Origin of the sequence: Streptomyces sp. NPDC055962 (genome assembly GCF_042270185.1) — a bacterium.
Lineage (GTDB): Bacteria > Actinomycetota > Actinomycetes > Streptomycetales > Streptomycetaceae > Streptomyces.
Genome location: NZ_JBHJYN010000010.1, coordinates 100525 through 119740 on the forward strand (window position 1 = coordinate 100525; position 19216 = coordinate 119740).

General features: G+C 70.5%; 23 protein-coding genes and 1 pseudogene. 13 read left to right on the forward strand and 11 right to left on the reverse strand.

The window, feature by feature from the left end; genetic code table 11:
* Window positions 1-37 precede the first annotated feature (37 nt).
* Window positions 38-556, forward strand: coding sequence for a YbjN domain-containing protein (locus tag ACFC51_RS25850; RefSeq protein WP_376531056.1), 519 nt, complete (start codon window positions 38-40; stop codon window positions 554-556).
* On the opposite strand, the gene ACFC51_RS25855 is transcribed toward ACFC51_RS25850, so the two are convergent.
* Window positions 516-1562: a phosphotransferase family protein gene (locus tag ACFC51_RS25855; protein ID WP_376531058.1), complete on the reverse strand. Its 1047-nt coding sequence runs from the start codon at window positions 1560-1562 to the stop codon at window positions 516-518. The two genes, ACFC51_RS25850 and ACFC51_RS25855, sit on opposite strands and share 41 nt — an antisense overlap.
* Window positions 1563-1783: 221 nt before the next feature.
* Between ACFC51_RS25855 and ACFC51_RS25860 the strand changes: the two genes are divergently transcribed.
* Window positions 1784-2563 (forward strand): hypothetical protein, encoded by a 780-nt coding sequence (locus tag ACFC51_RS25860; RefSeq protein ID WP_376531060.1) that lies wholly within the window; start codon window positions 1784-1786, stop codon window positions 2561-2563.
* On the opposite strand, the gene ACFC51_RS25865 is transcribed toward ACFC51_RS25860, so the two are convergent.
* Together ACFC51_RS25865 and ACFC51_RS25870 are read right to left on the reverse strand one after the other, a co-directional pair.
* The gene (locus tag ACFC51_RS25865) at window positions 2532-3470 is read right to left on the reverse strand and encodes an EamA family transporter (RefSeq protein WP_376531062.1); all 939 of its coding nucleotides are present in this window, start codon (window positions 3468-3470) and stop codon (window positions 2532-2534) included. The two genes, ACFC51_RS25860 and ACFC51_RS25865, sit on opposite strands and share 32 nt — an antisense overlap.
* The gene (locus ACFC51_RS25870; RefSeq protein WP_376531064.1) at window positions 3467-4138 is read right to left on the reverse strand and encodes a nitroreductase family protein; all 672 of its coding nucleotides are present in this window, start codon (window positions 4136-4138) and stop codon (window positions 3467-3469) included. Before ACFC51_RS25870 ends, ACFC51_RS25865 begins: the two co-directional genes overlap by 4 nt.
* 76 nt (window positions 4139-4214) lie before the next feature.
* On the opposite strand from ACFC51_RS25870, the gene ACFC51_RS25875 reads away from it, so the two are divergent.
* A complete protein-coding gene (locus tag ACFC51_RS25875) occupies window positions 4215-4727 on the forward strand; it encodes a MarR family winged helix-turn-helix transcriptional regulator (protein WP_376368798.1) in 513 nt (170 codons plus the stop codon).
* A gap of 96 nt (window positions 4728-4823) precedes the next feature.
* On the opposite strand, the gene ACFC51_RS25880 is transcribed toward ACFC51_RS25875, so the two are convergent.
* From ACFC51_RS25880 to ACFC51_RS25895, 4 genes are all read right to left on the reverse strand, one after another.
* Window positions 4824-5066, reverse strand: a complete 243-nt coding sequence (locus tag ACFC51_RS25880) for a hypothetical protein (RefSeq protein WP_376368799.1) — start codon at window positions 5064-5066, stop codon at window positions 4824-4826.
* The gene (locus tag ACFC51_RS25885; RefSeq protein WP_376368800.1) at window positions 5063-5311 is read right to left on the reverse strand and encodes a hypothetical protein; all 249 of its coding nucleotides are present in this window, start codon (window positions 5309-5311) and stop codon (window positions 5063-5065) included. Before ACFC51_RS25885 ends, ACFC51_RS25880 begins: the two co-directional genes overlap by 4 nt.
* A 436-nt stretch (window positions 5312-5747) precedes the next feature.
* On the reverse strand, window positions 5748-6176 hold the full coding sequence (locus ACFC51_RS25890) for a VOC family protein (protein ID WP_376531066.1): 429 nt from the start codon (window positions 6174-6176) through the stop codon (window positions 5748-5750).
* Between the two features lie 142 nt (window positions 6177-6318).
* Window positions 6319-6714: a GNAT family N-acetyltransferase gene (locus ACFC51_RS25895; protein ID WP_376368802.1), complete on the reverse strand. Its 396-nt coding sequence runs from the start codon at window positions 6712-6714 to the stop codon at window positions 6319-6321.
* 130 nt (window positions 6715-6844) lie between these two features.
* Here ACFC51_RS25895 and ACFC51_RS25900 point away from each other — a divergent pair.
* A pseudogene (locus ACFC51_RS25900) lies at window positions 6845-7130 on the forward strand (site-specific integrase); the annotation flags it as partial.
* Between the two features lie 566 nt (window positions 7131-7696).
* A complete protein-coding gene (locus ACFC51_RS25905) occupies window positions 7697-7831 on the forward strand; it encodes a hypothetical protein (RefSeq protein ID WP_376531069.1) in 135 nt (44 codons plus the stop codon).
* 80 nt (window positions 7832-7911) lie between these two features.
* On the opposite strand, the gene ACFC51_RS25910 is transcribed toward ACFC51_RS25905, so the two are convergent.
* Window positions 7912-8673 carry a phosphoglyceromutase gene (locus ACFC51_RS25910; RefSeq protein WP_376368804.1) on the reverse strand — a complete coding sequence of 254 codons (762 nt, stop codon included), beginning with the start codon at window positions 8671-8673 and terminating at the stop codon, window positions 7912-7914.
* A 209-nt stretch (window positions 8674-8882) separates the two neighbouring features.
* On the opposite strand from ACFC51_RS25910, the gene ACFC51_RS25915 reads away from it, so the two are divergent.
* A complete protein-coding gene (locus tag ACFC51_RS25915) occupies window positions 8883-10160 on the forward strand; it encodes an MDR family MFS transporter (RefSeq protein ID WP_376368805.1) in 1278 nt (425 codons plus the stop codon).
* A gap of 108 nt (window positions 10161-10268) precedes the next feature.
* Here the strand turns inward: ACFC51_RS25915 and ACFC51_RS25920 are convergent, their stop codons facing one another.
* Window positions 10269-10409, reverse strand: a complete 141-nt coding sequence (locus tag ACFC51_RS25920; RefSeq protein WP_376368806.1) for a hypothetical protein — start codon at window positions 10407-10409, stop codon at window positions 10269-10271.
* A gap of 183 nt (window positions 10410-10592) precedes the next feature.
* On the reverse strand, window positions 10593-11270 hold the full coding sequence (gene phoU, locus ACFC51_RS25925) for a phosphate signaling complex protein PhoU (RefSeq protein WP_329231298.1): 678 nt from the start codon (window positions 11268-11270) through the stop codon (window positions 10593-10595).
* 198 nt (window positions 11271-11468) lie between these two features.
* Between phoU and ACFC51_RS25930 the strand changes: the two genes are divergently transcribed.
* Together ACFC51_RS25930 and ACFC51_RS25935 are read left to right on the forward strand one after the other, a co-directional pair.
* The gene (locus ACFC51_RS25930; protein WP_376368807.1) at window positions 11469-12737 is read left to right on the forward strand and encodes a sensor histidine kinase; all 1269 of its coding nucleotides are present in this window, start codon (window positions 11469-11471) and stop codon (window positions 12735-12737) included.
* Window positions 12734-13414, forward strand: a complete 681-nt coding sequence (locus ACFC51_RS25935) for a response regulator transcription factor (protein ID WP_014047499.1) — start codon at window positions 12734-12736, stop codon at window positions 13412-13414. The genes ACFC51_RS25930 and ACFC51_RS25935 overlap by 4 nt, the downstream gene beginning before the upstream one ends.
* A 61-nt stretch (window positions 13415-13475) precedes the next feature.
* Here the strand turns inward: ACFC51_RS25935 and ACFC51_RS25940 are convergent, their stop codons facing one another.
* Window positions 13476-14135 carry a DUF461 domain-containing protein gene (locus tag ACFC51_RS25940; protein ID WP_376531071.1) on the reverse strand — a complete coding sequence of 220 codons (660 nt, stop codon included), beginning with the start codon at window positions 14133-14135 and terminating at the stop codon, window positions 13476-13478.
* A 667-nt stretch (window positions 14136-14802) separates the two neighbouring features.
* Here ACFC51_RS25940 and ACFC51_RS25945 point away from each other — a divergent pair.
* The 5 genes from ACFC51_RS25945 (at window position 14803) to ACFC51_RS25965 (ending at window position 19213) form a co-directional block, all read left to right on the forward strand.
* Window positions 14803-15285 carry a CarD family transcriptional regulator gene (locus ACFC51_RS25945; protein WP_006380568.1) on the forward strand — a complete coding sequence of 161 codons (483 nt, stop codon included), beginning with the start codon at window positions 14803-14805 and terminating at the stop codon, window positions 15283-15285.
* Between the two features lie 351 nt (window positions 15286-15636).
* Entirely contained in the window at window positions 15637-16401 is a 765-nt protein-coding gene (gene ispD, locus ACFC51_RS25950) for a 2-C-methyl-D-erythritol 4-phosphate cytidylyltransferase (RefSeq protein WP_376531074.1), read from the forward strand.
* Window positions 16391-16906, forward strand: coding sequence for a 2-C-methyl-D-erythritol 2,4-cyclodiphosphate synthase (ispF, locus tag ACFC51_RS25955; RefSeq protein ID WP_376531077.1), 516 nt, complete (start codon window positions 16391-16393; stop codon window positions 16904-16906). Before ispD ends, ispF begins: the two co-directional genes overlap by 11 nt.
* 178 nt (window positions 16907-17084) lie before the next feature.
* Complete coding sequence (locus ACFC51_RS25960) at window positions 17085-17669, forward strand: GNAT family N-acetyltransferase (RefSeq protein ID WP_376531200.1); 585 nt, start codon at window positions 17085-17087, stop codon at window positions 17667-17669.
* A 26-nt stretch (window positions 17670-17695) separates the two neighbouring features.
* Window positions 17696-19213: an ABC transporter substrate-binding protein gene (locus ACFC51_RS25965; RefSeq protein ID WP_376368811.1), complete on the forward strand. Its 1518-nt coding sequence runs from the start codon at window positions 17696-17698 to the stop codon at window positions 19211-19213.
* The last annotated feature ends 3 nt before the right edge of the window (window positions 19214-19216 follow it).

Sequence of the window (19216 nt, forward strand, 5' to 3'; positions counted from 1 at the left end):
GCGGGTCCGTACGCAGGCGTTGTCGTACGCTCGCACCATGGCTGACGTATCCGAGGAAGCAGCAGCGGCGCAGGTCATCGAGGGGGTGCTGGACGACGCGGAGCTCGCATGGGAGAGCCCCGGGCCCGGCAGCTACGTCGTCACCCTGCCCGGCACCCGCAAGCTGTCCACGACCTGCTCGCTGATCGTCGGCCGGCACTCCCTCTCCCTCAACGCGTTCGTCATCCGCCACCCGGACGAGAACGACGCCGCCGTGCACCGCTGGCTCCTGGAGCACAACCTCCGCCTCTTCGGGGTGAGTTACGCCATCGATCAGCTCGGCGACATCTACCTCGTCGGCAGGCTGCCGCTCTCGGTGGTCACACCCGAGGAGCTCGACCGGCTGCTGGGCGCGGTCCTGGAGGCGGCGGACGGCGCGTTCAATCCGCTGCTCGAACTGGGCTTCGCGAGCGCGATCCGCAAGGAGTACGCCTGGCGGGTGGAGCGGGGCGAGTCCACCCGCAACCTGGACGCCTTCACCCATCTGACGAAGCGGCCCTCCGTCGGTCCTTCCTGAGGTCCTGCCCGAGGCCGGGGTGTGGCGCGCCGGCCAGCCCGTCCAGCGCCATGACGAGCCGCGGCGCCACCTCCTGCCAGGTCAGCGCCAGTGCCTCGGCCCCCGCACCCCGGGGCACCGTCTCGGTGAGCATGATCAGGTAGAGGTAGCAGCGGTAGAGGGCGAGCCGGCGCCGTACGGACGGGGTGAACACCAGCGGCCCGCCCGTCGCGGACGCGTATCCGGCGAGGAAGGCGGGGTCCGCCTCCGGGTCGCCGAACAGGTGTGTGGAGACGAGATCGGCGACCGGATCGCCCCAGAACATCCGCTCGCCGTCGACGATCCCGCCGATGCGGCGGGCGCCCGGATCCCCCGCCACCAGGAGGTTCCCCTCCCACAGGTCGAAGTGGACCAGCGCGGGGCGGGTCACCTCGTCCAGCACGTCCACCGCCCCGGCGAGCACCTCGCGGATCTGCTCCACCGGGCGGGGCAGCCTCGCCCCGTATGCCTCCGCATCGGCGAGTACGGCGTCCGTCATGGCGGTGAACGCCTCGCGCCAGGTGGGGGAGAGGGGCCCGAAGGGCTCGGCGGGGTAGCCGAATCCGCCGGGACCCGTCACGCCGTGCAGCCGGCCGACGAGGTGCCCGAACCCGGTGCGCAGGACGTGTGTCTCGTCGGCCGTCAGGTCACCGGCGAGGGCGCTCCAGGGCCGGCCGGGGCACGCGGTCATGACGACGTACGCCCCACAGGGCGCTTCCGGGTCCAGTTCGCTGTGCACGACCCGGGGGATCGCGGCGCCACCCGCCGACGCCGCGGCGTCGTAGAAGGTGACCTCGTTGACGAGCAGGCGGAGTTCATGGCTCAGCCCGCCGGAGTGCGCCGGAGGGACCTTCACCACCCAGTCCCTGCCGTCCTCGAACGTCACGCGGGTGACGGTGTTGTACGTGCCCCCGGTGAGCGGTTCACGGGAAGTGGGCCGGTGGGCCCCGACGGCTTCCAGGACGGCGGTCGTCGCGTCGGAGGTCACAGGCGGGCTCCCATGGCTGAGCTGCGGATTCGTCCGCCCCACAGCGGCTTCACAGGGTGATCACAAGGGAATCACGATCACATCCCGTGCCCATCAGGGGCGATCATCGGACAGATGTCCGATCGTAGAGTGTGGCGTACTGCGACGGCCCTCCCTCGGCAGCGGTGAATTACGCGACGGGAGCGGGGTGTTGCTCCTTCGGACGGAGAGTTGAACGAACCATGCGCGCCACCGCCGTACGCCGTACCGCCCTTGCCGCCGCCGTGGCGTCCCTGACGCTGCTCGCCACCGCGTGCGGCGGCTCGGACTCCGACGCCAAGGGCGACGGCGGGACCTCGGGGGCGAAGGGCGACGCCTCCGCCAAGCCCGCCGCGGTCAAGGCGCTGTCCTCGGCCGAGCTGGAGAAGGTCTCGCTGGAGCAGGGCGACGTCTCCGGCCACAAGATCTCGAAGACCGGCCCCGAGGACATCGCGCAGCCCGGTGACGTCACCGTGGACAAGAAGGAGTGCGAGGCCATCGGCTTCGCCTTCTACGGGGTGAAGCGGGGGAACCCGGTGGGGAACGCCGGGCGCAAGGTCGTCGAGGAGCCCAAGAAGGACGAGTCCGCCGACCCCGAGGACGCCCTCGCGGGGATGCTCGACATGACGTCGTCCCTGGTCACCCTGGCCTCGTACGACGGTGACGGCGCGGCGCAGAGCATGGCCGAACTGCGGGACTCCGCCGCCGGGTGCGCGACCGGCGGGTTCACCCTGTCGATGAAGGGCTCGAAGCAGAAGGTCACCAAGCTCACCGAGGAGAAGGTGACGGGCGGCGAGGAGGCCCTCGCCTGGCGGGTGCAGATGGGCGAGGGCGACGAGGCCGCCCCCTTCAAGCTCGTGAGCGTGCGCCAGGGCGGCACCGTCGCGACGTTCTTCTCCTTCAACCTCTCCAAGACGGGTGCGGACGCCGACTTCGAGCGGCCGACGGCGGTCATCGACGCGCAGGTCGCGAAGCTCGGCTGATCCGGATGTGGCGCAGGGGCGGGGGCGGGCAGGACGGCTCCCGCCCCTTCGCCGTCCGGGGCCGGGCGAGGACCACGGCGACGACGACCGCCAGCGCACCGGCGAGCTGGACCGGGGACAGGGTCTCGTCCAGCACGAGATAGCCCAGAGTCATGGCGGCGAGCGGTGAGGCGAATCCCAGTACGGACACGGTCAGCGCGGGGAGCCGCTCCACGCCGCGGAACCACACCGCGTAGGCGAGCAGGGCGCCGATCAGCCCCAGGTAGGCGAAGCCCGCGAGGTTCCGGCCGTCGACCGCGTCGGGCAGGCCCTCGCCGAGCAGGGTGACGGGCAGCAGGATGATCCCGCCGAAGCTCAGCTGCCACCCCGTGAACGTCAGGACGCCCACCCCCGTGGGGCGTCCCCAGCGCTTGGTGAGCACGATGCCGGTCGCCATGCTCACCGCGCCCAGGAGCCCGGCTCCCACCCCGACCGCGTCCAGGCCCGCTCGGGGGGTCAGGGCGAGCAGTCCGACGCCCGTGATCCCCAGGGCGCAGGCCACGGCGTGCGTCACCGTGATCCGTTCCTTCAGCACCACGGCGGACAGGGCGAGGACGACCGTCGGCTGTACGGCCATCACCAGGGCGGCCACCCCGCCCGGCAGGTGGTAGGCGGCGACGAAGAGCAGATAGAGGAAGGCGCCGATGTTCAGGGTGCCGAGCACGGCCGCGCGCCACCACCAGTCGCCGCGCGGCAGCGTCCGGCCGACGGCGAGCAGGATGAGGCCCGCCGGCAGGGCCCGGGCGGTGGCAGCCAGCAAGGGCCGGTCGGGCGGAAGGAATTCGGTGGTGACGAGATAGGTGGAGCCCCAGACGAGCGGGGCGAGGGCGGTGATCGCGGAGTCGGCCGCGGGCCCGTACGCCTTCACCGGGTACCGCCGTCGACGTGTCCGTAACGACCCGTGAAGGCCTGCCGGGACCGTGGCCGCCGGCCCGGGTGGGCGCGCGTCTCCGCGGGCAGGCCCACCGGCAGCAGCATCGCGACGTGCAGGTCGTCCCGGTCCTCGACGCCGATGACCCGCTTCACCTGCTGCTCGTCCCAGCCGTTCATCGGCGACGAGGCCAGGCCCATGGAGGCCGCGGCCAGCATCGCGTAGGTCGCGGAGATCACCGCGTCCTTGACGGCGTACTCCCGCAGGAGACCGCGCTGTTCGAGGTCCCGCTGGAAGTCCTGGGTGGCCTCGGAGAACCCGCTGACGAACCGCTCGTTCCACGCGCCGTCGCGCAGGGCCTGCTCGTAGATGTCGCTCAGGTCCTCGCGCCACGCCTGGCTTCCGGCGACGAACACCAGGGTGAGCGGGGCCTCCTGGGGGTGCGGCTGGCCCCCGGTGGCCCGGGCGAGGGCGGCCCGTCCCTCGTCGTCCGAGACGACCACGACGAAGCGCGCCTGGACGTTCCAGCTGGAGGGGGCCTCCAGCGCCAGGTCCAGGAGTTCGGTCAGGAGCCGGCCGGGGACGGGATCGGGCAGGTAGTGGCGGATGCTGCGGCGTGTACGGATCGCCTGCGGCACGGTCAGAGGACTTGAGCCCTGTGTCATGGCTGGACCGTAGCGTTTTTGCTTAGCGCTAAGCAAGTAGGTGTCTCAACTCTAAGATAAAGATATGCTGTCCTCCATGAGCGACCATGTGGACCGCGTGCTGGCGCAGTGGGCGGAGCAGCGCCCCGGACTCGACACCTCGTCGATGGGCCTGATCGGGCGCATCAAGCGGCTGTCCCGGATCGTCGAGGCGGAACAGCGGGCCGTCTTCGGCGGGCACGATCTCGACCCCGCGGCGTTCGACGTCCTGGCCACGTTGCGGCGCAGCCCGGCCCCGCACCGGCTGACGCCCGCGGAGCTGATGCGGTCCGCCATGGTCACGTCCGGCGCGATCACGCAGAGGCTCGACCGGCTGGAGGAGCGGGAGCTCGTCGTACGCAGCCGCCGGCCGGAGGACGGCCGCAGTGTGCACGTCTCGCTCACGGCGGCGGGCAGGGAACTGATCGACCGGGCGCTCGTGGACCACGTGGAGAACCAGAACCGCCTGCTGTCGGGCCTCACCGAGGAGAAGCGCGAGCGCATCGCGGACGACCTGCGGGACCTGCTGGAATCCCTTGGCGACACGGACCGTCAGGTCAGGCTGGGGTGATGGCCTCCAGATCCGGATCGGGGGCGGGCCCCACGGCAGCGACGCGGGCTCTCGCGGCGGTGATACGGGCCTCACGACAGCGGCAGCGGCACCGGCTCACGGCAGTGGTACGAGCCTCACGACGGTGACCGTCAGCACGGTCCCCGAGACGTAGTAGAGGACGATGGCGCCGGACACCGTCGCCTCGCGCCGGTCGCGTTCGCGTTTCACAGCGGTCGAGGCGTGTCCGTACGGGTCGAGGCCGAGGGTGCGTGCCATCTCGTCCCGGAACGCGTCGCCGTCGCGCATCTTGGCCAGGGTGTCGTCGGCGGGCGGGGCGAAGGAGATGCGGAAGCTCAAGCGACCCTCCGCCTCTCGGCCTCGTCCTGCGCCAGCCGGACCAGGATCCGCTCGGCCTCCGGATCGGGCACGGACTCGAGCATCCAGTGGCGCATCACGGCCTGGATCTCGTGCACCCCGGCGTCGTTGATCGCGTGGTCGAACTCCTCGCGTCTCCCCTCGGGGAGCGCGGCGCGGATCGCCGGAATGCTGTTGGGCACCTCGACCTCGGTGCCGCCGACGAAGGTCTTCAGAGACTCGCCCATGATCGCTCTCCCCGATCTCCTTGCTCTCCGCGCCCGGCCCGGCCCGCACTCCAGGGGGTGTGCACCTGGGTAACGGGCGGACGTGGGGGTCAGGTTAGCGGGTGCAGCGCCTCAGGAGTGGGGTCCCTCCCCGGTCCCTCCCGGCACAGCAGGGCCGGGAACGGGCGGAGTCGTACCGCAGGGAGGGGAGCGGTGACTCGGACGTCCGCCAACGGGGGTGAGCTGACGGGTCGTTGGCCCGATGGGCGTCCGGGCCCCGCGCCCGTGGTGAAGGGCCCCGTACTCGTACCGTTGCCCGGCGCCCGGGACTAACTCCCCCTGACCGTCCGACCGCAGGGGCCGGACGCCCGGCGCCGCACTGCCTGTGCGGCTACAAGTCCTGCCCCTACAGGTCCGTGCCCCTACAGGCCGGTCCGTCGCCTACAGGTCGGTCCGCCTACGCGACCGGCTGGCCGATGCCCAGCATGTTCCCCTCGCTGTCCCGGAACCAGGCGCCGCGTTCGCCCCCGGCCGCCTTGCTCGGGTAGTTCCCCTCGATCTCGGCGATACCGCCCCGGGTGCGGAGCCCCGGCAGGTCGATCTTCTCGAAGACCACGCCGCGCCCGCGGAGTTCCGAGACGACCGACTCGATGTCGTCGACGGTCCACCCCATCTGCGTGAAGGTGCCCGGCGAGGCTCCCGCCGACTCGAAGAGGGCGAACTCCGACTGCCCGCACCGGTACAGCAACCCGCCCGGCCGTTCGTCGAGAGGCTCGAGGCCGAGCTTCTCGGCGTAGAACCGCCGGGCACGCTCCAGGTCCTGGGCCGGCAACCGGGTGGCGGCGCCGCGCGCGCCGGCCAGCGTCTTCCTGCCGTCTGCATCCATGCGCCCACTGTGCCGTGCGCGGCGCCCGGCCGCCGGGAGCGGCCCGCGGGTGAATCCTCCGGCCTCGACGACCACGAGCGAGGAGAGCCCTGGACCACCGCCCTTTGGCCTTGTCCACGAGTACAGGCTCCGGCTCACCGGGCTAGAGGGCGATCAGTCCCGCTGTTGTCTCTCTGAAGCCACAGGAACGGAGGTAGAAGGGACGCAGGTGCTCCTCGAAGTCGACGTGAAGCCACTCGCACTTCGCGGCACGGGCCTCTTCGGCCGCAGTCGCGACGAGCGCGGCTCCGACTCCACTCGACCGGCGATGCTTGGCGACCACCGTGTCCAGGATGAACGCATGAGCTCCACCGTCCCAGACGACGTTGACGAAGCCGATCAGAGAGCCGTCTTCCCGTGCACAGACCCAGCCGAGGCTGTGGCGCTCGAGCCGTTCCTGCCAGTCGGTCCGAGCGACCGGATGACCGAAGCCGTCGGCGTGCAGAGCGTTGAGGGAGGCGTTGTCGAAGTCGCCTCGCCATGCGTACTCGGTCGTCACGCCCCGATCGTATGCCCGCGCCAGGCTGGGCCTGGACCTGACCGGATGCAACTTCTCCATCCGGAGCGCGACCTCTTCCACGGCCCCGAAGTGTCAGTCGTACTGCGTTGCTCGGGGATCTTTTTCAGGCGCATGGAAACCTGCTCTGGCCTCGGCCGGAGTGATCTCGGTTCCCGGCGGCCGGTGCTCCGCACGCTGAGTCACGCGAGAACGGCATGCATGCGATGAGGTACGTCTACGCGTCGGTGCTGCTGGACGCTGGGGAGAACATCAAGGCGCTCGCCGAGTACCTCGGGCACTCCGACCCTGGCCTGACGCTCCGGGGGGACGCGCACCTGATGCCGTCGAGTCAGGAGCGGACTCGGAACGCTGTCACGCAAGTATTCGGCACGGCTGGAGAGAACGGAAGCACGTAGGTGACTACCGGAAGGGTTCAGGTGCGCGGTTAGAAGAGGTGATAGGAGAAGCGGTTAGAAGAACCGCTTAGAGAACCGCTTAGAGAACTGCTTAGGGGAATCGGTTAGAGAACCGGTTGGGAGAACCGGTTAGAAGAACCGGTTGGGAGAAGTGGTTAGAAGAACCGGTTAGAGAACCGGTTAGGAGAAGTGGCTTGCCGATCGACTTGCGGAGAGTGGCAACCCTGCTCGCTCCCTGGTCAACTCCCTGTTGGGCGTGCATGCATGCAAGCCGAGCTCGCACGCAAGCCAGGGGGTGGCCGGACGGGCGAAGGGGCGCCAGACACCCGAAGCCGACACCCGCAAACTAGGTTTTTAGCGCCTCTCATTCAATACGCCCCGGCCCTCACCTGGCGATTTGCTGAAAGGGTGCTCGCCTTAATAGGGTTCGCATGCAATTCAGGGCCGCTCCCGTGCCGGGGAGCGGCCCTGTCTCCATCAATGCGCCAGCGGAAACCAGCACCTGGAGGACACCTATGCTCGCACGCGCGAGTCTCACTATCCACATCGTCCCGTATGCGTTGCCGATGCCCTTGATCGGTTGCGCGATGGCGGTACTGCCCATCTGGGTCGACATCCCGCTGGGTACGGCCGCCCTCGCGGGATTCTTCATCGCGTTCCGTGTGCGCGTGCGCCTGGCCCGTTGCCCTTCCCGGGTCTGACGGCGCACAGACGACCCAGCGCACCAAAAAGCCCCCCACCGCGTGGAGAACCCGCAGGTGGGGGGCTTGTTCAGCTCTGCTTACTTCTTCTTGCCCTGGTTCTTCACGGCCTCGATCGCGGCCTTCGCCGCCTCCGGGTCGAGGTAGGTGCCGCCCGGCTTCAGGGGGCGGAAGTCGGCGTCCAGCTCGTAGGCGAGCGGGATGCCGGTCGGGATGTTGAGGCCCGAGATGGCGTCGTCGGAGATGCCGTCCAGGTGCTTCACCAGGCCGCGGAGGCTGTTGCCGTGGGCGGCGACCAGGACGGTCTTGCCGTCGAGGAGGTCCGGGACGATGCCGTCGTACCAGTACGGCAGCATGCGCTCGACGACGTCCTTGAGGCACTCCGTGCGCGGGCGGAGCTCAGGGGGGATCGCCGCGTAGCGCGGGTCGGCGCTCTGCGAGAACTCGGTGCCGTCCTCGAGGGCGGGCGGCGGGGTGTCGTACGAACGGCGCCAGAGCATGAACTGCTCCTCGCCGAACTCGGCGAGCGTCTGGGCCTTGTCCTTGCCCTGGAGGGCGCCGTAGTGGCGCTCGTTCAGCCGCCAGGAGCGGTGCACGGGGATCCAGTGGCGGTCAGCGGCCTCCAGCCCGAGCTGGGCGGTGCGGATCGCGCGCTTCTGGAGGGAGGTGTGCACGACGTCGGGGAGCAGGCCGGCGTCCTTCAGCAGCTCACCGCCGCGGACCGCCTCCTTCTCGCCCTTGTCGGTGAGGTCTACGTCCACCCATCCGGTGAACAGGTTCTTCGCGTTCCATTCGCTCTCGCCGTGGCGGAGGAGGATCAGCTTGTACGGTGCGTCGGCCATGGGTCCGAGCGTAATCGAACCCGTGCGGCCTTTGCGCGTTCGGTCACAGGGCGGACACGGGGTGGGGTGACGGGCCGACGATTGACGTGCGGCGTCAATTGAGTGGCGGCCGGCGAATCCGCCTTCGTAATGTTCGGAGCGTGGTCGGGCCGGTTACACGGGTCCGGCCCGCATCCATTCCGTACGTGTACGTCCCGGGGGGAAGCCCTATGTCTGTCGCCGGTCTCAGAAAGGCGGCACACGAGACGGTCGCCGGCCTCCCCAGGGAGTTCTGGTGGCTGTGGACCAGCACGCTGGTCAACCGTCTCGGGGCCTTCGTCGCCACCTTCATGGCGCTCTACCTGACCCTGGACCGGGGCTACTCGGCCTCGTACGCCGGCCTCGTCGCCTCACTCCACGGGCTCGGCGGGGTCGTGTCGTCGCTGGGTGCCGGGGTGATGACGGACCGGCTCGGCCGTCGACCGACCATGCTGATCGCCCAGCTCTCCACCGCGGTGTCCGTGGCCGTGCTCGGCTTCATGGTCCATCCGGTGGCGATCGCGGGCGTCGCCTTCGTCGTGGGCATGGCCAGCAACGCGTCCCGGCCGGCCGTGCAGGCGATGATGGCCGACATCGTCCGGCCCGAGGACCGTGTCCGGGCCTTCTCGCTCAACTACTGGGCCATCAACCTGGGTTTCGCCGTCTCGTCGGCCGGGGCCGGGTTCATCGCCGAGTACAGCTACCTGGCCGGCTTCATGGGCGAGGCCGCCCTGACCCTGCTCTGCGCCGTCGTCGTCTTCCTGAGGGTGCCGGAGTCGCGGCCGAAGGAGGCGCCCCGGGCTGCCGGTGCCCCGGCGCCGGACGACGTGCGGCTGAGCACCGTCCTGCGCGACGGGCGCTACATGGGTGTCGTCGGGCTGTCGTTCCTGGTCGCGCTGATCTTCCAGCAGGGGTACGTGGGTCTGCCGGTGGCCATGGGGACGGACGGGCTGTCCAGCTCCGACTTCGGGACGGCCATCGCCGTCAACGGCGTGCTGATCGTGGCCCTCCAGATCCCCATCACCCGGTTCATCCAGCACCGCGATCCGCGCCGGCTGCTGATCCTCTCGTCCCTGGTCGCGGGGTACGGCTTCGGGCTGACCGCCTTCGCGGGTTCGGTCGGGGTGTACGCGCTGACGATCTGCGTCTGGACCCTGGCCGAGATCGTCAACGCGCCCACGCAGACCGGCATCGTCGTGCAACTGTCACCGGCGCACGGCCGGGGCCGCTACCAGGGCATGTACACGATGTCCTGGTCGGTGGCGGCGCTCGTCGCCCCGCTGATGTCCGGCTTCGTGATCGACCACTACGGCGCCGCCTGGCTGTGGGGGACCTGCGCGGTCCTGGGCACGGTGGCGGCGTTCGGCTACTGGCTGCTGATGCGGAACCTGGAGCTGCCCCAGCCGGAGCCGGCCGCCGTCGTGACCCCGGCGCCCGTGGACGGCACGATGGCCGAGCCCGCGCTCTGAGGAGGGCGCCCCGGTGCTCGGGGGAACACGCCTCGGGGGGTGCCGCACGACGGACAGTCGTGCGGCACCCCCCGAGGCGGCAGTCGGTGAGACGGCAGTCGGTCCCGTTCAGCCACCGCACTGGCAGGGCGCACCGGACTGGCAGCCGCACCCGCAGCCCGAGCCGCAGCCGCAGGCCCCCAGCACGGTCAGATGCACGACTTCGGTCGGGGTCTCCTGCTGGGGTTCGATCACGGGGGAATCGGCCATGGTCCCTCCTCAGGGGGTACGACTCGACGGCGTACGGCACATGCGTGGAGCGCGCGGCCGACGGCGGGGGCGTACGGGCATGACGTGGCGCCCCCGCACCCATTGCATGCCCAGCGGGGAGGGCGCATCAACGGCGCACGAGTGCGGGAACGGATGTGCGGCCGTCGAGACGGTCGCGCCCCCCTACGCCCCTTCCACCGATGCCGCCGCCTGGATCTCGTCCGCGTGCTCACCCGTGACCAGGTAGACGACGCGCTTGGCGACCGACACGGCGTGGTCGGCGAAGCGCTCGTAGTAGCGGCCGAGCAGGGTGACGTCGACGGCGGTCTCGATGCCGTGCTTCCAGCGGTCGTCCATCAGGTGCTGGAACAGCGTGCGGTGCAGCAGGTCCATCTCGTCGTCGTCCTGCTCCAGCTGGAGAGCGAGGTCGACGTCCTTCGTGATGATCACCTCCGCGGCCTTCGCCATGAGCCGCTGGGCGAGCTGTCCCATCTCCAGGATGGTGGCGTGCAGGTCGTGAGGCACCGCCGACTGGGGGAAGCGCAGCCGCGCCAGCTTGGCGACGTGCTGGGCGAGGTCGCCCGAGCGCTCCAGGTCGGCGCTCATCCGGAGCGAGGTGACCACGATCCGCAGATCGGTGGCGACCGGCTGCTGGCGGGCCAGCAGCGCGATGGCGCGGGCCTCCAGGTCGTGCTGGAGGTCGTCGACCTTCTGGTCCGCGGCGATCACGCTCTCGGCGAGCTTGAGATCGGCGTCGAGCATGGAGGTCGTGGCCCGGCCGATCGCCGAACCGACCAGCCTGGCCATCTCGACCAGGCCTTCGCCGATCGAGTCGAGTTCCTCGTGATAAGCGTCGCGCATGGAAGTCCCTCTCCAGATCCTTACTGAGGCCGGGGTCCGATGCCGACCCCCACGCTGCCACGGTGCGGTCCCAACGCGTCGGGTTCCGTCCCCCTAAGTGAACCGTCACCATCCCCTTGGTGAACTCTGGGCGACGAGTGTTCGAGATGGCACCCGGACGGCTGTGAGGGCCTCGGCGCGCCCGCTTAACCTTGAGGCATGGACGTGAACGCGGCGGTTGCCGCAGCTGCCGCGATCGCCGGGCTCTGCACCGGTGTGATCGCCATGCTGGCGTTCCGCTGGAGCGAACGCGAGCAGAAGCGCCCCACGCGTACGTCCCTGCGGCCCGACGGCAACGCGGCGCTCCCCCCGGGTGTGGACACGGTCCTCTCCGTGCTCAGCTCGTCGGCCGTCGTCCTCGACGAGAGCGACAGCGTCGTCAAGGCCAGCTCGGCCGCCTACGCGCTGGGCCTGGTCAGGGGCGGCCGCCTGTCGGTCGAGCCGATGCTCCACATGGCCAGGGACACCCGGCGCGACGGTGAGATACGGCAGGTCGAGCTGGATCTCCCGAGGCGTGGCACCGGCCGGGGAGAGGCGCTGGCCGTCTCCGCCCGGGTCGCCCCGCTGGGCTCCCGCCTGGTCCTGCTGCTCGTCGAGGACCTCACGGAGGCCCGCCGCATAGAAGCGGTCCGTCGCGACTTCGTCGCCAACGTCAGCCATGAGCTCAAGACCCCGGTCGGCGCGCTCTCCCTGCTCTCCGAGGCCGTCATGGATGCCTCCGACGACCCTGAGGCGGTGCAGCGGTTCGCCGGACGCATGGAGATCGAGGCGACCCGGCTGACCAACCTCGTCCAGGAGCTCATCGACCTCTCCCGGGTGCAGAACGACGACCCGCTCGAGGACGCCGAGCCCGTGCGGGTGGAGGAACTGGTCGCCGAGGCCATCGACCGCTGCCGTCAGCAGGCCGGATCGAAGCAGATCACCATGGCCTCGGGCGGCACCGCGGACCTCTTCGTCTGGGGGAACCGCAGCCAGCTCGCCGCCGCCCTCGGCAATCTCGTGGAGAACGCCGTCAACTACAGCCCCGCCCGTACCCGTGTCGGCATCGCCGCCCGGAAGATGGCCGCGCCCGGCGGGGACCTGATCGAGATAGCCGTGACCGACCAGGGCTTCGGCATCTCCGAGAAGGACCGCGAGCGCGTCTTCGAGCGGTTCTACCGCGTCGACCCGGCCCGCTCGCGGGCCACCGGTGGCACCGGCCTCGGCCTCGCCATCGTCAAGCATGTGGCCGCCTCGCACGGCGGGGAGGTCACCGTATGGAGCTCAGAGGGACAGGGCTCCACGTTCACCCTGCGACTGCCCGAGTCGGGCGTCGTACGGGGTCGTACCACCGGCGGACCTCTCGTCGTCAACGGTGCTGTTGACGACGACGGGCCCTACGGGACCGATTCTTTTGAACCATTTCCTGCCCCGGAGGCCCTTCCGTGACCCGAGTGCTTGTCGTCGAGGATGAGGAATCCTTCAGCGACGCCCTGTCCTACATGCTCCGCAAGGAAGGCTTCGAGGTGGCCATCGCTGCCACCGGCCCCGACGGCCTCGACGAGTTCGAGCGCAACGGCGCCGACCTCGTGCTGCTCGACCTGATGCTCCCGGGCCTGCCCGGGACCGAGGTCTGCCGTCAGCTGCGCGTCCGGTCCAACGTCCCGGTGATCATGGTCACCGCCAAGGACAGCGAGATCGACAAGGTCGTGGGCCTGGAAATAGGAGCCGACGACTATGTGACCAAGCCCTTCTCCTCGCGGGAGCTGGTGGCCCGAATCCGCGCGGTCCTGCGCCGTCGCGGTGAGCCGGAGGAGGTCACGCCGGCGGCCCTGGAGGCCGGCCCGGTGAGGATGGACGTGGACCGCCACGTCGTCACGGTCTCGGGCGGCAAGGTCGACCTCCCGCTGAAGGAGTTCGACCTCCTGGAGATGCTCCTGCGCAACGCGGGGCGCGTACTGACGCGCATGCAGCTGATCGACCGTGTCTGGGGCGCGGACTACGTCGGCGACACCAAGACCCTGGACGTCCACGTCAAGCGGCTCCGGGCGAAGATCGAGCCCGACCCCGGGGCGCCGCGCTACCTGGTGACGGTGCGGGGCCTGGGCTACAAGTTCGAGCCGTAGACCGAGGGCTGCTGACCGCGTGGGGGGTGTCTCCGTCCGGAGACACCCCCCACGCGTGTGCTCAGTGCCCGGCGGCCGCGCCGTCCGCGGGCGAGGCCGAGTCGTCCGGCGTGGCCGACGGGCTCGACGACTGCTCGCCCGGCGTCTCGGAGGCGGACCCGGGCGTCCCGGACGCGGAGGCCGAGGGCGTGGGTTTCGGGGACGGCAGGGCGCTCGGGCCGAAGTCCTTGAAGAAGCTGGTCGCCGGGACGATGGCGGCGCCGAGCTCGATGTCGCCCGTCTCGCTGAACGTGAAGGCCACGGTCTGCACGTTGCCGTTGCGGCCCGCCTCGCGGCCGTTCTCGATCACGGCCGAGGCGTTGTTCTTCCCGCCGATGACGACCCGTCCGCCGGCCGGGACCACGAGCGGTCCCTTGCCCTTGGCGGGCTTCAGCTCCACGGTCGCGGAAGTGCCCGGCAGGGTGACCTTCTCGACGATCTCGCGCTTCGTGCCGTCGTTGAACAGGGTGGCGGCGATGACCGCCGGGCCCTCCGCGTCCGCCTCGGGCTGGGTGATGATGTTCAGGTTCTGGATCTTGATGGAGTCGACAGCGGTGGCTGCGTTGTCCGGCCTGACCTGAAGCGTCTGCGCGTCGTTGCCGGCGCTGCACGCGGACAGAGCGGCGATCGAGAACACGAGGGCAGTGGCGGCGAGGGCGCCGTGTCGAAGGCTGCGGCTCACGGCGGCGGCAACTCCTTGAACGATCGGACTGCGGACTTCGGACTCTGCGGACAGGAAGGCCCGAGCGGCCGTAAAGCCGCCCTAAGTGTGTGTCAGCGGCCTCAGGTTACCGAGCCGTCGTCCCGGGCCCGCACCCGACCCGCCCCTCCGGCCGGGCGACCTGTGAGCCGGCGGGTCCGCGGCCCGGGGCGCCGATGCCCCCGGGCCGCGCCGCGGCCGTCCCCGCGGCCCTCATGATTCGCACGGTGTTCACAAAACAGGGTGTGAGCTGTGCCGTTGATCGGCCGATGATCGATTTCCGGGCAGCGGCGCATTTCCCCCGCATAATCCACCCGGTCCCGGGCCGTTGATCAATTTCAATGACCACGGACACTAAGAGCCGTACGGGTGATCGAGGTCCGAACGGAGTACGGAAAGTTCACCATCCGGAATCCGGCAAAACGGGACGTTCGGCCCCTTCTGGAGGGCTTCCGGCATGTGTGACGCACGCGTTTCGGCTCGGCCGTACGCCTGCTCCGACCTGCGAATATCGCCTTCCGGAAGGCTCCCGCAGCACGTTCGTGTTGTAGTTGTCAAGCCCCGAGATATGCCCTGACCTGCGAAAACGCCATTCAGGAGATGCCGTTCTCGTGTTACTCTGGATAGCCACGGAAGGGGTACCTGTCACATGACGTTCAAGGTTGGCGACACCGTGGTCTATCCCCATCACGGGGCCGCGCTGATCGAGGCTATCGAAACTCGCCAGATCAAAGGCGTGGACAAGACCTACTTGGTGCTCAAGGTCGCCCAGGGCGACTTGACGGTTCGTGTGCCGGCGGACAATGCGGAGTTCGTCGGTGTGCGTGACGTAGTCGGGCAGGAAGGGCTGGACCGGGTCTTCGAGGTGCTGCGCGCGCCGTACGCCGAAGAGCCGACGAACTGGTCCCGACGCTACAAGGCAAATCTCGAGAAGCTCGCCTCCGGCGATGTCATCAAGGTCGCCGAAGTGGTGCGTGACCTGTGGCGTCGCGAGCGCGAGCGCGGACTCTCCGCAGGTGAGAAGCGCATGCTCGCCAAGGCCCGCCAGATCCTGGTGAGCGAGCTCGCTCTCGCGGAGAACACGAACGAGGACAAGGCCGAGGCCCTGCTCGACGAGGTTCTCGCGTCCTGAAACCGGATCACACCGGTTGACCGGATGACGCCGGCGAACTGAATCCGGTCGCACGACATATGCCGCGGTGCCCGCTGACCAGCCGTCTTGACGGCGAGTCGTCGGGCGCTGCGGCATGTTCGGATCCGCGCATGGATCCACCCGGGAAAGTGATCCGACGCGCCCCTGTGCCGTCTCCTTCGACGATCTCTCCACCGAGCCCTGCGGCTTGGCCGACCAGGGGTCACGGAAGGGGTCCCGGTCAGGTCAAGGCGTCGCGCCCGGCTCCCCCGGCCTACGGTCGGGGGCACGCCCAGGCCATACCCATGTCCGCCGTGGAAACAAACCTGCCGAAGCTTCGGAGTGCTACGGATGTCATCGATGTCACCGACGCCTGCTGAACCGAGCCCTTCCCGTACCGCGGCGGTGATCCCCGCAGCGGGGCGCGGTGTCCGGCTCGGCCCCGGTACCCCGAAGGCGCTGCGTGCGCTCGGCGGTACCCCCATGCTGATCCACGCCGTACGGGCGATGGCCGCGTCCCGCGCCGTCTCCCTCGTCGTCGTGGTCGCGCCCCCGGACGGTGCGCCCGAGGTCAAGAACCTCATCGACGGGCACGCGCTGCCGGAGCGCACCGACTACGTCGTCGTCCCCGGTGGTGCGACACGCCAGGAGTCCGTGGGTCTCGGCCTCGACGCCCTGCCGGACGACGTCTCCGTCGTGCTCGTCCACGACGCGGCCCGGCCGCTCGTGCCGGTCGACACCGTGGACGCCGTCATCGAGGCCGTACGGGACGGTGCTCCGGCCGTCGTCCCCGCGCTTCCTCTCGCCGACACCGTCAAGGAGGTCGAGCCGGGTCGACCGGGGGCGCCCGAACCGGTCCTCTCGACCCCCGAGCGGGCACGGCTGCGCGCGGTGCAGACCCCGCAGGGCTTCGACCGGGACACGCTCGTGCGGGCGCACGGGAGTGTCGCCGTCGACGGTGAGGGTGCGACCGACGACGCGGGCATGGTCGAGCGGCTGGGCTCGCCGGTCGTCGTCGTGCCCGGGCACGAGGAGGCGTTCAAGGTGACCCGGCCCCTGGACCTGGTCCTGGCGGAGGCCGTTCTCGCACGCCGGAGGGCGAACGATGGGTTCTGAGGCAGTGAAGGGGCAGCCGGCCCCCGTGATTCCGCTGGTCGGCATCGGGACCGACATCCACGCCTTCGAGGAGGGCCGGGAGCTCTGGTGCGCCGGGCTGCTCTGGGAGGGCGAGGGGCCCGGTCTGGCCGGGCACTCCGACGCGGACGTCGTGGCGCACGCCGCCTGCAACGCGCTGTTCTCGGCAGCCGGGCTCGGTGACCTGGGGCAGCACTTCGGTACCGGCCGCCCGGAGTGGTCGGGGGCTTCCGGAGTGACCCTGCTGACCGAGGCCGCCCGGATCGTACGGGCCGAGGGCTTCGGCATCGGCAATGTGGCGGTCCAGGTCGTCGGTCTCCGGCCGAAGATCGGCAAGCGGCGCGAGGAGGCGCAGAAGGTGCTGTCCGAGGCGGTCGGCGCACCGGTCTCGCTCTCCGCAGCGACCTCGGACGGCCTCGGCTTCACCGGCCGGGGCGAGGGCATCGCGGGCATCGCGACCGCACTGGTCTACCGCGCCGCCGGCTGACGACGGCGGGTCCGCGCGCCCGGGGCGGCCGCGCCGTCCCCGGCGGCGCGGGGCCCTGCCGCCTTATTGCACATCCTTCGCACGTACGCTGGTCAGGCAGGTGGTCTGCCGTAGGGGCCGAAGGTGAGGGTGAGTGTCAGTGGTGAGCGCGACCGCGGGGGCGACGAGGGCGCCGGACATGCCGGCCGGCGCCGACGGGTACGTCCTGCGGACCGCCACCGCCGAGGACGTCGGCGGCGCCCGGGCCGTCATGCTGGACACCGTCTACCGTGACCTGCGCTCGGGCTACGTGCCCCGCTGGCACGCCGACATCATCGACGTCGAGGGCGCCTATCTGCGCCCCGCGCGCTGCACGCTCCTGGTCGTCGTCCACGGCGGCGAGGTCGTGGCGACGGGTGCGGTCCGGGACCGGGGCCCGCAGGCCCCGCCCAATCCGCAGTGGGTCGCGGACCGTTTCCCCTCCGGCTCGACGGCCCAGCTGTGCCGCATCTACGTACGTCCCGAGCACCGCCGGCACGGCCTGGCCCGTCGGCTCGTACGGGAGTTGGGGGACTTCGCCGCGCGAGCGGGCGGCTACTCCTCGCTCTACCTGCACACCGATCCGGCCGTGCCGGGCGCCGAGCCCTTCTGGCGGTCGCTCGCCCACGAGGTCTGCGACGAACGTGCGCTGCCGGGCGGGGGGCAGGGCATCGTCCACTTCGAGCTGCCGATGCCCGCCGTCCCGGCCTCCGCCCGGGGTGCAGCCGCCCCGAACATCAGATGATAATCGTTTTCATATAGGGTTTCCTCATGCCTACGTCCCGAAGCCGCCGCTCTCCGCTGCCGGTCATCGCCGCCACTGCCGCCCTGCTGATCCCGCTCGCCGCCTGTTCCTCGTCGAGCGGTTCCGGAGCGTCCGGCGACGCGCAGCGGCTCCGGGTCGTCATGGCCTTCCCGCCCGCCCAGGCCATGTCCCCGTACGGGGACGACGCCGTCACCCTGAGCAGGCTCGCCGTCGTCGAGGGCCTCACCACCCTGGACGGGAACGGCGCCGCCCGGCCCGCACTCGCCGCGTCCTGGAGGCAGGAGAACCCCACCACCTGGACGTTCACCCTCCGTGACGCCGTGTTCCAGGACGGCGCGAAGGTCGACGCCGACGCGGTCGTGCGCTCCCTCACCGCTGCGGGCAAGGCGTCCCCGCTGCCCAGGGTCCTGTCCGACACCACCCTGAAGGCCACGGCCACCGGCGGGAACACCGTACGGATCGTCACCGGGGAGGCGGACCCGCTGCTGCCGCAGCGGCTCGCCAACCCCTCGCTCACGATCCTGTCCGCCGGCGCCTACGAGAACGGCAAGGTGAACCCCGCCGGGCACGCCACAGGACCGTTCACCCTGACCGACGTCAAGGGCGCGGTGGCCGCGACCCTGGAACGGAACGCCGACTACTGGGGCGGCAAGGCGAAGGCCCCGGGCGTCGACGTCACCTTCGCGGCGGACGGCACCGCCCGCGCCAACGCGCTGCGCACGAAGGCCGTCGACGTCGCGGAGTACGTACCGATCTCCCAGGCCTCGCTCCTCGGCGACTCGTACGTCCACGAGTTCCCGTCCGCCCGGACCAACGGCCTCTCCCTCAACACCGGGCACGGCGTCTTCGCCGACCCGGCGATGCGCGCCGCGGCCCGCGAAGCCATCGACTCGAAGGCCCTGGTCGACGGGGTGTACGAGGGCCGGGCCGACACCGCTCGCGGGCTCCTCGGCCCCGGCATCCCCTGGGCCGAGGGCAAGCGCACCGCGCCCACGGGCCGCACCGGGGCGGCGAGCCGCGCGGAGGTCGCCGGAACGAAGGAGATCGTCCTCGCCACCTACACCAACCGGCCGGAGCTCCCCGAGGTCGCGACCCTCGTCCAGCAGCAGCTGGAGAAGCGCGGCTTCACCGTCAAGCAGGTCGTCCGCGACTACGCGCAGATGGAGGCCGACGCGCTCGCCGGGAAGTACGACGCGTTCATCCAGGCCCGCAACACCCTGCTCGACACCGCCGATCCCCTCTCCTACCTCGCCTCCGACTTCACCTGCGACGGAAGCTTCAACATCTCCCAGCTGTGCGACGAGCGGGTCGACGCCGCGGTGGACAAGGCCGGCTCGCTGACCGGCGCCGACGCCCGCCACGCGGCCGAGATGACCGCCGAGGCCGCGGTCCTGGGCGCCGACGCCCTCGTGCCGCTCGTCCACGAGCGCTTCGTCCAGGGGTACGACGACGCCCGCGTCGAAGGCGTCGCACTCGACCCGATGGAGCGCACCCTCATCACCGCCGACACGCGCATCGGGTGACCG

Coding starts and splice junctions, on each gene's coding strand:
- ACFC51_RS25850 (WP_376531056.1), top strand. CDS start 38: ATGGCTGACGTATCCGAGGAAGCAGCAGCGGCGCAGGTCATCGAGGGG.
- ACFC51_RS25860 (WP_376531060.1), top strand. CDS start 1,784: ATGCGCGCCACCGCCGTACGCCGTACCGCCCTTGCCGCCGCCGTGGCG.
- ACFC51_RS25870 (WP_376531064.1), bottom strand. CDS start 4,138: ATGACACAGGGCTCAAGTCCTCTGACCGTGCCGCAGGCGATCCGTACA.
- ACFC51_RS25875 (WP_376368798.1), top strand. CDS start 4,215: ATGAGCGACCATGTGGACCGCGTGCTGGCGCAGTGGGCGGAGCAGCGC.
- ACFC51_RS25885 (WP_376368800.1), bottom strand. CDS start 5,311: ATGGGCGAGTCTCTGAAGACCTTCGTCGGCGGCACCGAGGTCGAGGTG.
- ACFC51_RS25890 (WP_376531066.1), bottom strand. CDS start 6,176: ATGGATGCAGACGGCAGGAAGACGCTGGCCGGCGCGCGCGGCGCCGCC.
- ACFC51_RS25905 (WP_376531069.1), top strand. CDS start 7,697: ATGCCCTTGATCGGTTGCGCGATGGCGGTACTGCCCATCTGGGTCGAC.
- ACFC51_RS25910 (WP_376368804.1), bottom strand. CDS start 8,673: ATGGCCGACGCACCGTACAAGCTGATCCTCCTCCGCCACGGCGAGAGC.
- ACFC51_RS25915 (WP_376368805.1), top strand. CDS start 8,883: ATGTCTGTCGCCGGTCTCAGAAAGGCGGCACACGAGACGGTCGCCGGC.
- ACFC51_RS25920 (WP_376368806.1), bottom strand. CDS start 10,409: ATGGCCGATTCCCCCGTGATCGAACCCCAGCAGGAGACCCCGACCGAA.
- phoU (WP_329231298.1), bottom strand. CDS start 11,270: ATGCGCGACGCTTATCACGAGGAACTCGACTCGATCGGCGAAGGCCTG.
- ACFC51_RS25930 (WP_376368807.1), top strand. CDS start 11,469: ATGGACGTGAACGCGGCGGTTGCCGCAGCTGCCGCGATCGCCGGGCTC.
- ACFC51_RS25945 (WP_006380568.1), top strand. CDS start 14,803: ATGACGTTCAAGGTTGGCGACACCGTGGTCTATCCCCATCACGGGGCC.
- ispD (WP_376531074.1), top strand. CDS start 15,637: ATGTCATCGATGTCACCGACGCCTGCTGAACCGAGCCCTTCCCGTACC.
- ispF (WP_376531077.1), top strand. CDS start 16,391: ATGGGTTCTGAGGCAGTGAAGGGGCAGCCGGCCCCCGTGATTCCGCTG.
- ACFC51_RS25960 (WP_376531200.1), top strand. CDS start 17,085: ATGCCGGCCGGCGCCGACGGGTACGTCCTGCGGACCGCCACCGCCGAG.
- ACFC51_RS25965 (WP_376368811.1), top strand. CDS start 17,696: ATGCCTACGTCCCGAAGCCGCCGCTCTCCGCTGCCGGTCATCGCCGCC.